The following is a 12,063-nucleotide window of genomic DNA, read 5'->3' on the forward strand; positions in this document are numbered from 1 at the left end:
GTAAGGCAAAACACCTTATGTTCGGCGCAAGGATGAAATTCACGCCGACCGCTGGCGTGGTTGCCGGTCTTATAGATAATTTCGTAAAGACTTGCCAGAGTGGCCAAGCGCAAAATTCGAGATTTTTTTCGCATTGCGACAATGAAAACGGGGAAAGCCTGAGCTGATGCATCTAAGCGCTGAAAACCTGGCCGCAAGGCGAGGCGAAGACCTGATTTTCGCGAACGTTTCCTTTGACTTGGGCGGCGGCGAAGCTTTGATCCTGACGGGCCGAAACGGTTCGGGAAAGTCAACACTTTTGCGTGTCGTCGCCGGCCTTCTTCGACCGGAAAAAGGCCGGGTGATTCTCACGGATTCCAAAGGAGAATCGGACCGTCAGCCAGGAGAAGCCAGCCACTATCTCGGCCATCGCAATGCAATGAAATCCGAACTTACGGTTGCGGAGAACCTGACATTCTGGAAAGACTTTCTCGGTGACATCGAGGGCGGCGCCGGTCTTGCGATCGAGGAAGCCGCCGAAGCCGTCGGTCTTGCCGACATCACCCACCTCCCCTTCGGCTACCTCTCCGCCGGCCAGCAACGCCGGATAGCCTTCGCCAAACTGCTGGTCGCCTATCGCCCGATCTGGATTCTCGACGAACCGACGGCGGCGCTGGATACGGCCGCGGATCGGCTGCTCGCCGATTTGATCTCTACGCATCAGACGGCGGGCGGGATCGTGCTCGCGGCAACACATCAGCCCCTGGGACTGGAGAATGCGCGGGAGATGCGGATGATAGGGTTTGCCGGGGTGAATGAGGGGGTTTGGGGATGAGGAGAATGGCGATTGGCATCCTCTTCTCCCCTCGGGGAGAAGATGCCCGAAGGGCAGATGAGGGGGGCGAGGAGTGGAGCGACGAGCACTTTGAGCGCAAGCGAAAGGTCACTTTTCCCGTGGGGAGAGTCCCCCTCATCCGACCCTTCGGGCCACCTTCTCCCCTAGGGGAGAAGGAGATAGGTGTCTTGTCATGATCGCCCTCTTCCTCCGCGACCTCAAACTCTCGGTCCGCGCCGGCGGCGGCGCACTGATCGGCATTCTCTTCTTCCTCACGGTGGTCGCCGTCATTCCCTTCGGCGTCGGCCCTGACCTCAAGCTGCTGTCACGCATCGGCCCGGCCATCGTCTGGATCGGCGCGCTGCTCTCCGCTCTGCTCGGCCTCGACCGGCTGTTCCAGGCGGAGCGGGATGACGGGTCGCTCGATCTGCTGGTGATGCAGGAAACGCCGCTGGTGTTGACGGTGCTGACCAAATGCGCAGCACACTGGGTGGCGACCGGCCTGCCGCTGGTGATCGCCTCGCCGCTGCTCGGTCTCTTCATGAACATGAACGAGACGGCAATCGGCGCGACGGCCCTAACGCTGCTCGTCGGCACGCCGGCGATCACCTTTATCGGCGCGGTCGGCGCTGCCGTCGCCGTCGCCCTGCCGCGCGGCGGCTTGCTGGTGTCGATCCTGGTGCTACCGCTCGCCATCCCCGTGTTGATCTTCGGCGTCAGCGCCACCTATGCTGCCGTCGAGGGTCCGCAGCCTTTCCTGCCGCCCTTCCTCATCCTGATGGCGCTTACCTTGTTCTTCGCCGTGCTCGGCCCGGCGGCAGCGGCACTCGCGCTGCGCAACACGACGGATTGATCGATCTCAGGCAATCCGGTCGATTGCCGTCAAAAGCATATCGGGTTAAACAAACCGCATGAGCGATATCAGCCCTGCGATCAGCCGATTTTCCGACCTCGCCAACCCGACCCGGTTCCTGGCCTTGTCGGCGCGTCTGATCCCGTGGCTGGCGGCGATCACGACCATATTCTTCGCGATCGGCCTCTATCTCTCCTTCTCGACCGAAGGCGACTACCAGCAGGGCGATACCGTCCGTATCATGTATATCCATGTGCCGGCCGCCTGGCTGTCGATGATGTGCTACACGATCATGAGCCTATCGGCGATCGGTACGCTGGTCTGGCGCCACCCGCTCGCCGATGTCTCGGCCAGGGCCGCAGCCCCTCTCGGCGCTGCTTTCACGCTGATTGCGTTGGTCACCGGCTCGCTCTGGGGTAAGCCGATGTGGGGCACCTATTGGGTCTGGGACGCGCGGCTGACCTCGGTCTTCATCCTCTTCCTGATGTATCTCGGCCTGATCGCGCTCAACCGCGCCATGGACGATCCGTCGAGGGCTGCGCGCGTCACCGCCGTGCTGATCCTCGTCGGCTTCATCAATATCCCGATCATCAAATTCTCGGTCGATTGGTGGAACACGCTGCACCAGTCCGAAAGCCTCATGCGTATGGACGGCCCGGCCATCGATGCGGAATTCCTTTGGCCGCTCTTCACCATGGCGCTTGCCTTCACGCTGCTGTTCTTCACGCTGCACCTGATGGCGATCCGCAACGAGATCTGGCGCCGCCGCATCGCCGCGCAGCGCCGTCTCGCCGCGCGCATGGCCGCCCGCGAGGATTAGCATGACCCATCCCTTCTACGTCTACGGCTCCTATGGCTTCGCCGCCGCCATGATCATTGCCGTCATCGCCTGGACATGGATCGACGGCCGTCTGCGCCGCAAGGAAATGGCGGCGCTCGAAGCCTCCGGCATCCGTCGCCGTTCGCAGCGCACGCCAAAGGACAAGGTGCAATGAGCATCGAAACCGAGAAAAGCGGCGAGCCGAAATCGGGCGGCACCGCACGCTATCTGATGGCGCTCATTCCGCTGATCGTCTTTGCCTGCATTGCGCTCGCCGTCGGCAAAGTGATGTATGATCAGGAAGTCCACGGCACCGATATTTCCGCCATCCCTTCCGCCCTGATCGGCACGAAAGCACCGGGACTGGCGATGGCGCCGCTTGACGGCTCCAACCTGCCGCCACTGACCGACGCCGCCATCAAGGGCAAGCTGACGCTCGTCAATGTCTTCGCCTCCTGGTGCATCCCCTGCCGCGATGAACATCCCGTCCTGAAGCAGCTCGCCCGGGATGGCCGCCTGAACATCGTCGCCATCAACTACAAGGACACCAGCGAAAACGCCCTGCGTTTCCTCGGCGAACTCGGCAATCCCTACACCGCCATCGGCATCGATCCGAACGGTTCGGCCGCAATAGATTGGGGCGTCTACGGCATCCCCGAATCCTACCTCGTCGCCCCCGACGGCACGATCCTTTATAAGCAGGTTGGACCTTTTACGGCCACGAGCCTGAAAGAGGGGCTATATCCGGCCATGGAAAAGGCGCTGGGGAAGCCGGGGGCATAACCACCCGCCCTCGTGGTTCGAGGCTCCAGCCCTGCGGGCCTCCGCACCTCACCATGAGGACTGATCTTTGTCGCTCAACCGCAAAAGCTGCTCCACCTCATGGTGAGGCGCTTTGTTACCGAAGCCACAGCGCAGGTAACAAGGCCTCGAACCATAAGGTGGCCATGAAGCCAGATTCAAAGTTCTCTTAAAGCCCACCCTGCCAGGTCTTGATCGCCTCGATCGGCCAAACCAGCATGATAACGTTCAGCGTGAGATTATCGCGGATGAGCCAGCCGGTCAGAAGCTCGAAGAAGATGGCGATTACGATGGTCAGCGCCACCGGTGCCCGCCAGGCGAACAGGAAACCGACGACCATGAACACTGCGTCCATTGCCGAATTCAGAATGCTGTCGCCGACATAGTCGAGCGAGATCGTCGCCGCGCGGTAACGGTTGATGATGATGGGCGAGTTCTCCAGCAGCTCCCAGCCGGATTCGATCAGCATGGCGACGAACAGGCGCATGGAGAGCGGCTTGCGGCGCATGATCAGATGCGTCAGTCCGAAGAACAGAAAGCCGTGGATGATATGCGACGGCGTATACCAGTCGGCGATATGCTGCGAATTGCCGCTGGAATTGACCACGGGTTCGAAGAGCTTGACATAGCCGCAGGTGCAGATCGGCACCCGGCCCATCATATATTCCGCGACGATCTGCACGAGCAGGACCACGGCGCAGGCGATGAGCCAAAAGCTCTGTCGCTGGTAACGGTTCTCGGTTTCGGAGAGCGCGGCCATCATTCAGTCTCCGCCGGCGGCTCGATGGTGTGCTTCATGATCAACGGCATCTGCGACAGCGTGAAGAGGATGGTGATCGCCATTGTGCCCCAAGTCTTGGAAGCCACCCAATAATTGTCCGCAGTCTTCACATCGGGCAGATAGAGCCAGTTGAACCCGCGCCACGATACTTCATTCAGCACCGCCAGGAACAAGAAGAACAGGCCCCAGCGGATGGTCAGCTTACGCCAGCCCTCGGCATCGAGCTGGAAGGCCGCATTGAAGACATAGCCGAGCAAAGATTTGCCGAAGGCGAGCCCTCCGAGCAGCACCACGCCGAACAGGGCGTTGATGATGGTCGGCTTCATTTTAATGAAGGTTTCGTTCTGCAGATAGATGGCAAGTCCACCGAAGGCCAGCACCACGACGCCGGAAACGAGCGGCATGATTGGCAGATGGCCGAGAACGACCTTCGAACCGACCAGCGAAATCACAGTCGCTAACATGAACAGGGCTGTCGCGATGAACAGCGGTCCGCCGACAATTGCCAACGCCGGCACTTTTGCAGCCAACCATTCGCCGCGCATGTTGGCGAAGAAGAACACCATTAAAGGCCCGAGTTCCAGCACCAGCTTCAACAGCGGATGATGCTTGTCGGCAGCACTTGGGGCGAGGTCACGGTCACTGGTCGTCATCGCAGCACTTTCACTATCGTCGAGTTTGGACTTGTCGTTCATTGGCCGTTTCCGGGATTGATCCCGGCAATAGCCTGGGCGAATTCCTCGGCCTCGAAAGGCTCAAGATCGTCTACACCTTCGCCGACACCGATGAAATAGACGGGCAGCTTATGCTTGGCCGAGATCGCCACCAGAATGCCGCCGCGCGCCGTGCCGTCAAGCTTGGTCATGATCAAGCCGTTGACGCCGGCGACGTTGCGGAAGATTTCCACCTGGTTCAGGGCATTCTGGCCAGTAGTCGCATCCAGCGTCTGAAGCACGGTATGCGGCGCGTCCGGATCGAGCTTGCCGAGCACGCGGACGATCTTTTCCAGCTCCGCCATCAGCTCCGTTTTGTTCTGCAGACGGCCGGCGGTGTCGATGATCAGCACGTCGCTTTTGTTGGCTTTCGCCTGCTGGAAAGCATCGAAGGCGAGACCGGCGGCGTCAGCGCCAAGCTTGGTGCCGATGAATTCGGATTTGGTACGATCGGCCCAGATCTTCAGCTGCTCGATGGCAGCGGCACGGAACGTATCGCCGGCAGCAACCATAACCTTCAGCCCCGCACCCGACAGTTTCGACGCCAGTTTGCCGATCGTCGTCGTCTTGCCGGTGCCGTTGACGCCGACGATGAGGATGACATGCGGCTTGTGGCTGAGATCGAGCTGCAACGGCTTTGCGACCGGCTTCAGCACCTTGGCGATTTCCTGCGCCATAATGCGGCTGACATCCTCGCCGGTCACATCCTTGCCGTAGCGCTCCGAGGCCAGCGTATCGGTCACCCGCATCGCCGTCTCAACGCCGAGATCGGCCTGGATCAACAGGTCTTCCAGATCCTGCAGCGTCTGGTCATCGAGCTTGCGCTTGGTGAACAGCGCGGCGATCTGGCCGGTGAGCTGCGACGAGGTGCGCGCAAGGCCGGCGCGCAGGCGCTGGAACCAGGAGAGTTTCTGCTTGGGGGCTTCGGGAGCGGGCTCGGGAATACTGGAGGCGGTGGCAAAGCCCTTGGGGAGGATGGGGACTGCGGCTGGAGTTTCGGTATTTTCCGACGAAAGCTCCGAGGCTGTCGAGGCTGCGTCACCCCCCTCTGTCCTGTCCGACATCTCCCCCACAAGGGGGGAGATCGTTTCGGAGGTAACCTCCTCTGCCACAACCTCGGCTTCAGCATCGGCAGTTGGCTCCGATAGAGCGGCAACTTCATTGTCTACGGCTGGCTCGGAAGCCTCGGACACTTGCGCGGACGGAACTTCTACTTGCTCGTCAGATTCTCGTTTTTGTTCCAGAGATTCTTGTTCTTGCTCCGGAGGCGCGGCATGCTCCAACTGATCTCCCCCCTTGTGGGGGAGATGTCCCGAAGGGACAGAGGGGGGTAACGCAGGCTCGACCAATTCGGAGCTAACGGATGGTTCCACCACAGGCTCTTCCGGCGCTGGAACAACGTCCACGACATCCGGTGCAACAACCTCCGGCGCTTTCTCTTCCACCGGCTTTTCGCGGCCGAAGGTGAAGACTTTTTTGATGAAACTAAGCGCCATGAAAATTCCGTGGGGTCAGGCCGCGTCGGCGGCCGCAAGTTGCATGTCGAGGTGCTTGCCATTGTGGCTGGTGATCTCCACCTGCACAAGGTCGCGCGGCCGAAGGCCAGGTGCCGCGACAAGCGTGAAGTTTTCCGTATGCGCCAAGCCGTTGTTTTCGACAAGCAGCCATTGCCGCGTGCCGATCATACTGTCGAGATGGGCCTGATGCAGCCTTTGTCCAGCCGCGCGGAGGCGAGCGGCGCGTTCCTTGATCAGCGCGCGGTCGAGCTGCGGCATGCGTGCCGCCGGCGTGCCGGGGCGCGGGCTATAGGGAAAGACGTGCAGATGCGCGATTGCAGCCTCTTCCGCCAGGCTGACGGCGTTTTCGAACATCGTGTCCGTTTCCGTCGGAAAACCGGCGATCATATCGGCGCCAAAGCTCATCTCCGGCCTAAGACGACGGACATCATCGATGAACCGGATAGCATCGGCGCGCGAATGCCGCCGCTTCATCCGCTTCAGGATCATGTCGTCGCCATGCTGCAGCGACAGATGCAGATGCGGCATGAAGCGCGGTTCGTCGGCGATCAGGTCCATCAGATGCGCGTCCGCCTCGATGCTGTCGATCGAGGATAGTCGCAGACGGCGGATCTCGGGGATCTGCTTCAGCAGCGTCTTCGCCAGAAGACCGAGGGTCGGTTCGCCCGGCAGGTCGCCGCCATAGCTGGTGGCATCGACGCCGGTCAACACGATCTCGCGGTAACCGCTTTCGACCAGGTTGCGCGCCTGGCTCACCACCGCGCCCATCGGCACGGAGCGGGAGTTGCCGCGGCCATAGGGGATGATGCAGAAGGTACAGCGATGGTCACAGCCATTCTGCACCTGGATGAAGGCGCGCACATGCCCGTCAATATGCTTGACCATCTGCGGCGCGGTGTGGCGCACGCTCATAATGTCATTGACCCGCAGCTTCTCTTCCGCCGAAACGCCGAAATCCGGCAGCGAACGATAAGACGCGCTGGTCAGCTTCTCTTCATTGCCGAGTACGGCGTCGACTTCGGCCATCTCGGCAAAGGTTTGCTTCTCCGTTTGCGCAGCGCAGCCGGTGACGATGATGCGGGCATGCGGATTGTCGCGCCGCGCACGGCGGATCGCCTGGCGCGCCTGGCGCACGGCCTCGCCGGTGACGGCACAGGTATTGACCAGGATGGCGTTATTGAGCCCGGCTTTCTCTGCCTCGGCCCTCATCACTTCGGATTCATAGGTGTTGAGACGACAGCCGAAGGTAATGACCTCGACCCCGCTCACCGCGCCTGAGCCCCCTGCTCCTGAGCGCGCGTGAAGCTGCCCGTCACGGGATCAACCGAGCCTGACCATTCCCATTCCGCCGGACCGGTCATGATGACATGATCGTCGCTTTCCCGCCATTCGATGGTGAGTTGGCCGGAAGCCGGCGCGGAAGCGACATCGATCGTCACCTTGCGACCGGTGCGGCCAGTGCGGGCGGCGCTGACGGCGGCAGAACAGGCGGCAGAACCGCAGGCAAGCGTCAACCCGGCGCTACGCTCCCAGGTGCGGGTGCGCAGCGAGGTCGGCGATAGCACCTGCGCCAGCGTGATATTGGCGCGCTCGGGAAACATCGGATGGTTTTCCAGCAGCGGTCCGAAGCGGGCGAGATCGAAGGACATCGGATCCTTGTCGACCCAGAAGATCGCGTGCGGATTGCCCATCGACATAACCGAAGGCGAATGCAGGACGGGATTGTCGATCGGCCCGATCTGCAACTCGATGCGGCGGGTATCCGCGAATTCCTCGGCGAGCGGGATCTTGTCCCAGTCAAAGACGGGCTTGCCCATGTCGACGGAAATCGTGCCGTCCTCATGCTCGACGGCGTTCAGAATGCCGGCGACGGTCTGGAAGGTGAACACACGTCTGCCGGTCTCGGCGGCAAGCGCCTGCACGACGCAGCGCGTGCCGTTGCCGCAGGCCTGCGCCTTGGTGCCATCGGAATTGAGGATATCGATCCAGGCGTCGGTGCCCTCCGCCTTCGGATCGTGGATCGCCATGATCTGGTCGAACTGGGTCGCCGGATCGGCATTGAGCGTAATCGCAGCCGCGGCCGTCACCACATCTTTCCGGCCGCGCATGTCGACAACCAGGATCTTGTTGCCAAGCCCGTTCATCCGCGCAAATTCGACCGTATTGCTCATGGTGGTATGTCCATCAGTGTTTTCGAGCTGTATATGGCGGAAATGCGGGGGAATTACCAGTGGCATGATGGGCTCGTGGCCGAGCAAAGACTGAGCGTCAATCGTCGCGACGCAGCGCTGTCGCGAAGAGGCCGTAACGAGTACCGTGGCCGACAACGACAATATCGGCGCCAGTCGTAAGGCCTTTCCTAAACTCATCGGAAACGCCGCAAACTCTGTCGAATCCGACTATAAGACCCTGAAGTTCCAGTGGTGAATAGCAATGCTTTTCATAGTGTTTGTCGACGCGACCCACGGTGTAGGGAAGCTCTTCGTGATGTCCTGCAATCAGGGCCAGAACCATCGGTGCCGCTATAATCGCCGCGGTCCTTCCTACAAAATACCCCACGACAGGCGTGAATAAGACAACTAACGCCGGTTTCCACGCCCCTTCTAGCGTCCCGTCTCGCAGCTGTCGCATAACGCCAAGAAACACAAGCGAGAACAGAAGCAGCGCTGTGACGCCACCCACCACGGCACCCAAACGATCGGTCGTGGAAACCCATTCGGTCGAAGGAAGAAAGCGATAGCCTACTAATCCGGTGCATAGCAGAGTAACGAAGAGGAATAAAAAGCAAAAGAAGAACCAACCCAAAGCCGCAAGCCTAACTGCTCTTACTAGGGGATGCCAGTTTTTCCAGTCCAATTCGACCATCGAACAACCGCGTTGAACTTGATGTTACAATTCATATTGTACACCATCGGTTGTCGTTTCAAGATGTCTGCACGAGCGGAGATCGATTATTGCGTGGCGTGTGCAGCAAGGTTGAAATCGTCACCGAGCGCCGCCGCGCCTTCCGACCCAACAGGCGCCGCTGGCTTGCGACTTCGCACGGTGTTGTTGGCATCGCCTCCGCGCCGACCTATTTTCAATAAAAAGTTCGATCCAATGTCGGATCATGCAAACGTCGCACGTCCTAGGCTCGTTCACTCCGTCCATTCAGAAGGATGATAACCATGCCGAATACCATACGACTGCACCGCGTCCTGGCAACCAGCCCGGAAAAGGTCTATCGCGCATTCATCGAGGCGGACGCGCTCGCCAAATGGCTTCCGCCGAACGGATTTGCCTGCACCGTGCATCACATGGAGCCGACAGTCGGCGGTACGTTCAAAATGTCCTTCCGCAATTTCACCACGGGCAAAAGCCATGCCTTCGGCGGTGAATTTCGTGAGCTCGTTCCCGGCGAACGGGTGATCTACACGGACAAATTCGACGACCCCAACCTGCCCGGCGAAATGGAAGTGACCGTGACGTTGAAAAAGGTCCTGGTCGGGACCGAGGTGAACATTACCCAGGCAGGCGTGCCCGACGTCATCCCGCCCGAGGCCTGCTATCTTGGCTGGCAGGAATCGCTGCGGAACCTGGCAAAGCTCGTCGAGCCTGATATCAACGAATAATGCACGGGGAGAAGCAAGGACTCTTGCAATCGGATCGCGTTGACGATCGTCGCGATCCGATTTGTCCGTGCGTTGTTCCTCAGACAACCGGCACGTCGAACACTTCCCCAGCTCTCAACGGCCGAAATCGATCCGGCTCCACCCCCTGCTCACGAAGCGCCGCATCCAGCGCTCGCACCGGCGCATCCATAGCCTCGTCGGTGAGCTGGAAGGTCGCGAAATGATGGCCGGCAACGTGAGCCGCGTTGCAGAGCGTCATGCCGCGAACTGCCTCCGCCGGGTTCTGGTGCTGGCCGCGCATGAACCAGCGCGGCTCGTAGGCGCCGAAGGGCAGGATGGCGAGGCGGAAGCCGCCGTGCTTTTCCCGAACCGCCTCATAATTGAGGCCGCCGTGAAAGCCGGTATCGCCGACATGGTAGATCTTGCCCGCCGGCGTGGTGATGACGAAGGCGGCCCAGAGCGCCATACGGCGGTCGCCGGCACCCCGCGCCGACCAGTGATGGCAGGGTTCGGCATCGATGGTCACCTTGGCGTTGATGGCGAGATGGTCGCCCCAGTCCATGGTGGTGATCTTTGCGCCGGGAACGCCGCGTTTGATGATCGTGTCATTGCCGAGCGGCGTGACGATATCAGGAGCATGCGCCTCGTGCAGCCGCTTCAGCGTTGCGAGATCGAGATGGTCGTAGTGATTGTGCGAGACCAGCACGAGATCGATCGGCGGCAGGTCCTCGAAACGGATGCCGGGCGGAACGACCCGTTTCGGCCCGATGAAGGTGAAAGGGCTCGCCCGCGCCGACCAGACCGGATCGGTCAGAATATTCAGCCCCGCCACCTGGATCAGCATCGAGGCGTGGCCGACCATGGTCACGCGCAACGCGTCGCCGAAAACATGCCTGTCGGGCTTTGCCGGTGGAAAGGCGCTGACCACCGGATTGGGCCAGCGTACCCGACCGCCGCCGAACTGCCATCTCAGCAGATCGAGCAGGCCACCCGGTTCGACCCCCTCGGGATTGAAAAACCGCAGTCCGTCGAAATGATCGGAGATAGGACCTTGATAGTAGGGGTTCTGCTTTTTGCCGGAGTTGGATGCGTCAGTCATTGCGTGCCGGCTCCTAGTCCCGCCGGCACACCGGCCTTTGCCAACCATTCGCCGCTCTCCGCCGCCGTCAATTCGCTTTCGATCACGACATTCGCCGGCATGGCAAAGAGCTGCGGCGTAAAGAAGCTCGTATCCCAGAGCGGAGCACCGGCAACAGCAGGCGAGAGAAGGATGATCTGCGTGCCGTCAATGCGCGGAATGCTGTCGACGGAGGCCTCGCCGGCAATGGCAGCCTGACTTACCGGAGCACCATAATGCCACCAGGCCTCGTCGGTCCCGTCCTCCACCAGCGTCACGCACCGCGCCATGTCGGCGATGAACCTGTTGGGCTCGCGCCCGCCCGGCAGGGTTTCGCCGAAGGCCGCCTGGATCAGCGTGAAGAGATGGCAGCAATTGGCGATGTTCTCATAGCGCAGCCGGAAACCCCGGCCGCTCGGCTGGTGCAGAACGATCAACTCATCGCTGTGGCAGAGAAACATCTGCCGCACCCAGGCAGCACCCGGCGTATGATCCTGCAGATCCTGAAGCTGCCGCATAAGGCCCGCATTTTCCCGCGCCAACTTTCGTTCGCTAGGCATCATGGCGAGATGCGAAACAACCGACTGGCCGACAAGCTGGAAAGCCTCCAGCAATTGCTGCTGCCGGGGACTGAGCGGCTTGCGGCTCGAAAAACCGCGATGGATCTGCGGTAGCCAGGCAAGATAGAGTTCCCACACCGCCGCACCGCTGCGCTCCGGCGAACCGCCCGTCTCGGCAATGGTGCCCAGCATATTGGCAAGGATCGCGGCACCCGGAGGCGGCAGGCCGCGCAGCTCGCGCGCCGCCCGCGACACGATCTTCGGCTGCGCCTTGGCCCCTGCATAAAAGGCCTGCGCCGCTTCGTTGAAACGCGCATCGACACGACCGCCGCCATAGACGCGGCAGGCGGTCAGGAGATTGGTCAGGGCTGCATCGTTCATTCGCGTCTGTCTCGGGGAATCACATTGTCACGGCGGGTGGGCACAACAATAGCGGACTGTGCTATCAGCGAAATCCCATTCGCGGCTCCGGCTGG

The 12,063-nt window shown here is 61.0% G+C and carries 14 protein-coding genes; 6 read left to right on the plus strand and 8 right to left on the minus strand.

Annotation, left to right across the window (positions count from 1 at the left end; genetic code table 11):
* The first annotated feature begins 166 nt into the window (after positions 1–166).
* The 5 genes from ccmA (at position 167) to AB6803_RS24520 (ending at position 3,270) form a co-directional block, all read left to right on the plus strand.
* Entirely contained in the window at positions 167–814 is a 648-nt protein-coding gene (gene ccmA / locus AB6803_RS24500) for a heme ABC exporter ATP-binding protein CcmA (protein WP_371111324.1), read from the plus strand.
* Positions 815–1,007: 193 nt separating this feature from the next.
* Positions 1,008–1,667: a heme exporter protein CcmB gene (ccmB, locus tag AB6803_RS24505; protein WP_371111325.1), complete on the plus strand. Its 660-nt coding sequence runs from the start codon at positions 1,008–1,010 to the stop codon at positions 1,665–1,667.
* 58 nt (positions 1,668–1,725) lie between these two features.
* Positions 1,726–2,487 (plus strand): heme ABC transporter permease, encoded by a 762-nt coding sequence (locus AB6803_RS24510; protein WP_371111326.1) that lies wholly within the window; start codon positions 1,726–1,728, stop codon positions 2,485–2,487.
* Between the two features lies 1 nt (position 2,488).
* Positions 2,489–2,662 (plus strand): heme exporter protein CcmD, encoded by a 174-nt coding sequence (gene ccmD / locus AB6803_RS24515; protein ID WP_371111327.1) that lies wholly within the window; start codon positions 2,489–2,491, stop codon positions 2,660–2,662.
* Entirely contained in the window at positions 2,659–3,270 is a 612-nt protein-coding gene (locus tag AB6803_RS24520) for a DsbE family thiol:disulfide interchange protein (protein WP_371111328.1), read from the plus strand. Before ccmD ends, AB6803_RS24520 begins: the two co-directional genes overlap by 4 nt.
* A 187-nt stretch (positions 3,271–3,457) precedes the next feature.
* Here AB6803_RS24520 and AB6803_RS24525 read toward each other — a convergent pair whose 3' ends face one another.
* The 6 genes from AB6803_RS24525 to AB6803_RS24550 all read right to left on the minus strand — a co-directional run bounded on the left by AB6803_RS24525 (position 3,458) and on the right by AB6803_RS24550 (position 9,164).
* Positions 3,458–4,051, minus strand: coding sequence for a DUF2585 domain-containing protein (locus tag AB6803_RS24525; protein WP_371111329.1), 594 nt, complete (start codon positions 4,049–4,051; stop codon positions 3,458–3,460).
* On the minus strand, positions 4,048–4,764 hold the full coding sequence (locus tag AB6803_RS24530) for a septation protein A (RefSeq protein WP_371111330.1): 717 nt from the start codon (positions 4,762–4,764) through the stop codon (positions 4,048–4,050). Before AB6803_RS24530 ends, AB6803_RS24525 begins: the two co-directional genes overlap by 4 nt.
* The gene (ftsY, locus tag AB6803_RS24535; RefSeq protein ID WP_371111331.1) at positions 4,761–6,278 is read right to left on the minus strand and encodes a signal recognition particle-docking protein FtsY; all 1,518 of its coding nucleotides are present in this window, start codon (positions 6,276–6,278) and stop codon (positions 4,761–4,763) included. The genes AB6803_RS24530 and ftsY overlap by 4 nt, the downstream gene beginning before the upstream one ends.
* 15 nt (positions 6,279–6,293) lie before the next feature.
* Entirely contained in the window at positions 6,294–7,568 is a 1,275-nt protein-coding gene (gene mtaB, locus AB6803_RS24540; RefSeq protein WP_371111332.1) for a tRNA (N(6)-L-threonylcarbamoyladenosine(37)-C(2))-methylthiotransferase MtaB, read from the minus strand.
* Positions 7,565–8,470 (minus strand): diaminopimelate epimerase, encoded by a 906-nt coding sequence (gene dapF / locus AB6803_RS24545; RefSeq protein WP_371111333.1) that lies wholly within the window; start codon positions 8,468–8,470, stop codon positions 7,565–7,567. The genes mtaB and dapF overlap by 4 nt, the downstream gene beginning before the upstream one ends.
* A 97-nt stretch (positions 8,471–8,567) precedes the next feature.
* The gene (locus tag AB6803_RS24550; RefSeq protein WP_371111334.1) at positions 8,568–9,164 is read right to left on the minus strand and encodes a hypothetical protein; all 597 of its coding nucleotides are present in this window, start codon (positions 9,162–9,164) and stop codon (positions 8,568–8,570) included.
* A gap of 302 nt (positions 9,165–9,466) precedes the next feature.
* Here AB6803_RS24550 and AB6803_RS24555 point away from each other — a divergent pair, with 302 nt between their 5' ends.
* Positions 9,467–9,910, plus strand: coding sequence for an SRPBCC family protein (locus AB6803_RS24555; protein WP_007693771.1), 444 nt, complete (start codon positions 9,467–9,469; stop codon positions 9,908–9,910).
* A gap of 79 nt (positions 9,911–9,989) precedes the next feature.
* Here AB6803_RS24555 and AB6803_RS24560 read toward each other — a convergent pair whose 3' ends face one another.
* Together AB6803_RS24560 and AB6803_RS24565 are read right to left on the minus strand one after the other, a co-directional pair.
* Positions 9,990–11,009, minus strand: a complete 1,020-nt coding sequence (locus AB6803_RS24560) for an MBL fold metallo-hydrolase (protein WP_371111335.1) — start codon at positions 11,007–11,009, stop codon at positions 9,990–9,992.
* On the minus strand, positions 11,006–11,968 hold the full coding sequence (locus AB6803_RS24565) for a hypothetical protein (protein WP_371111336.1): 963 nt from the start codon (positions 11,966–11,968) through the stop codon (positions 11,006–11,008). The genes AB6803_RS24560 and AB6803_RS24565 overlap by 4 nt, the downstream gene beginning before the upstream one ends.
* Between the last annotated feature and the right edge of the window lie 95 nt (positions 11,969–12,063).

It is taken from the genome of Rhizobium sp. RCC_161_2 (assembly GCF_041355235.1).
Classification (GTDB): Bacteria; Pseudomonadota; Alphaproteobacteria; order Rhizobiales; family Rhizobiaceae; genus Rhizobium.

What these genes read in the sequence shown, in the direction of transcription:
- ccmA (WP_371111324.1), top strand. Translation starts at nt 167, where the DNA reads ATGCATCTAAGCGCTGAAAACCTGGCCGCAAGGCGAGGCGAAGACCTG.
- ccmB (WP_371111325.1), top strand. Translation starts at nt 1,008, where the DNA reads ATGATCGCCCTCTTCCTCCGCGACCTCAAACTCTCGGTCCGCGCCGGC.
- AB6803_RS24510 (WP_371111326.1), top strand. Translation starts at nt 1,726, where the DNA reads ATGAGCGATATCAGCCCTGCGATCAGCCGATTTTCCGACCTCGCCAAC.
- ccmD (WP_371111327.1), top strand. Translation starts at nt 2,489, where the DNA reads ATGACCCATCCCTTCTACGTCTACGGCTCCTATGGCTTCGCCGCCGCC.
- AB6803_RS24520 (WP_371111328.1), top strand. Translation starts at nt 2,659, where the DNA reads ATGAGCATCGAAACCGAGAAAAGCGGCGAGCCGAAATCGGGCGGCACC.
- AB6803_RS24525 (WP_371111329.1), bottom strand. Translation starts at nt 4,051, where the DNA reads ATGATGGCCGCGCTCTCCGAAACCGAGAACCGTTACCAGCGACAGAGC.
- AB6803_RS24530 (WP_371111330.1), bottom strand. Translation starts at nt 4,764, where the DNA reads ATGAACGACAAGTCCAAACTCGACGATAGTGAAAGTGCTGCGATGACG.
- ftsY (WP_371111331.1), bottom strand. Translation starts at nt 6,278, where the DNA reads ATGGCGCTTAGTTTCATCAAAAAAGTCTTCACCTTCGGCCGCGAAAAG.
- dapF (WP_371111333.1), bottom strand. Translation starts at nt 8,470, where the DNA reads ATGAGCAATACGGTCGAATTTGCGCGGATGAACGGGCTTGGCAACAAG.
- AB6803_RS24550 (WP_371111334.1), bottom strand. Translation starts at nt 9,164, where the DNA reads ATGGTCGAATTGGACTGGAAAAACTGGCATCCCCTAGTAAGAGCAGTT.
- AB6803_RS24555 (WP_007693771.1), top strand. Translation starts at nt 9,467, where the DNA reads ATGCCGAATACCATACGACTGCACCGCGTCCTGGCAACCAGCCCGGAA.
- AB6803_RS24560 (WP_371111335.1), bottom strand. Translation starts at nt 11,009, where the DNA reads ATGACTGACGCATCCAACTCCGGCAAAAAGCAGAACCCCTACTATCAA.
- AB6803_RS24565 (WP_371111336.1), bottom strand. Translation starts at nt 11,968, where the DNA reads ATGAACGATGCAGCCCTGACCAATCTCCTGACCGCCTGCCGCGTCTAT.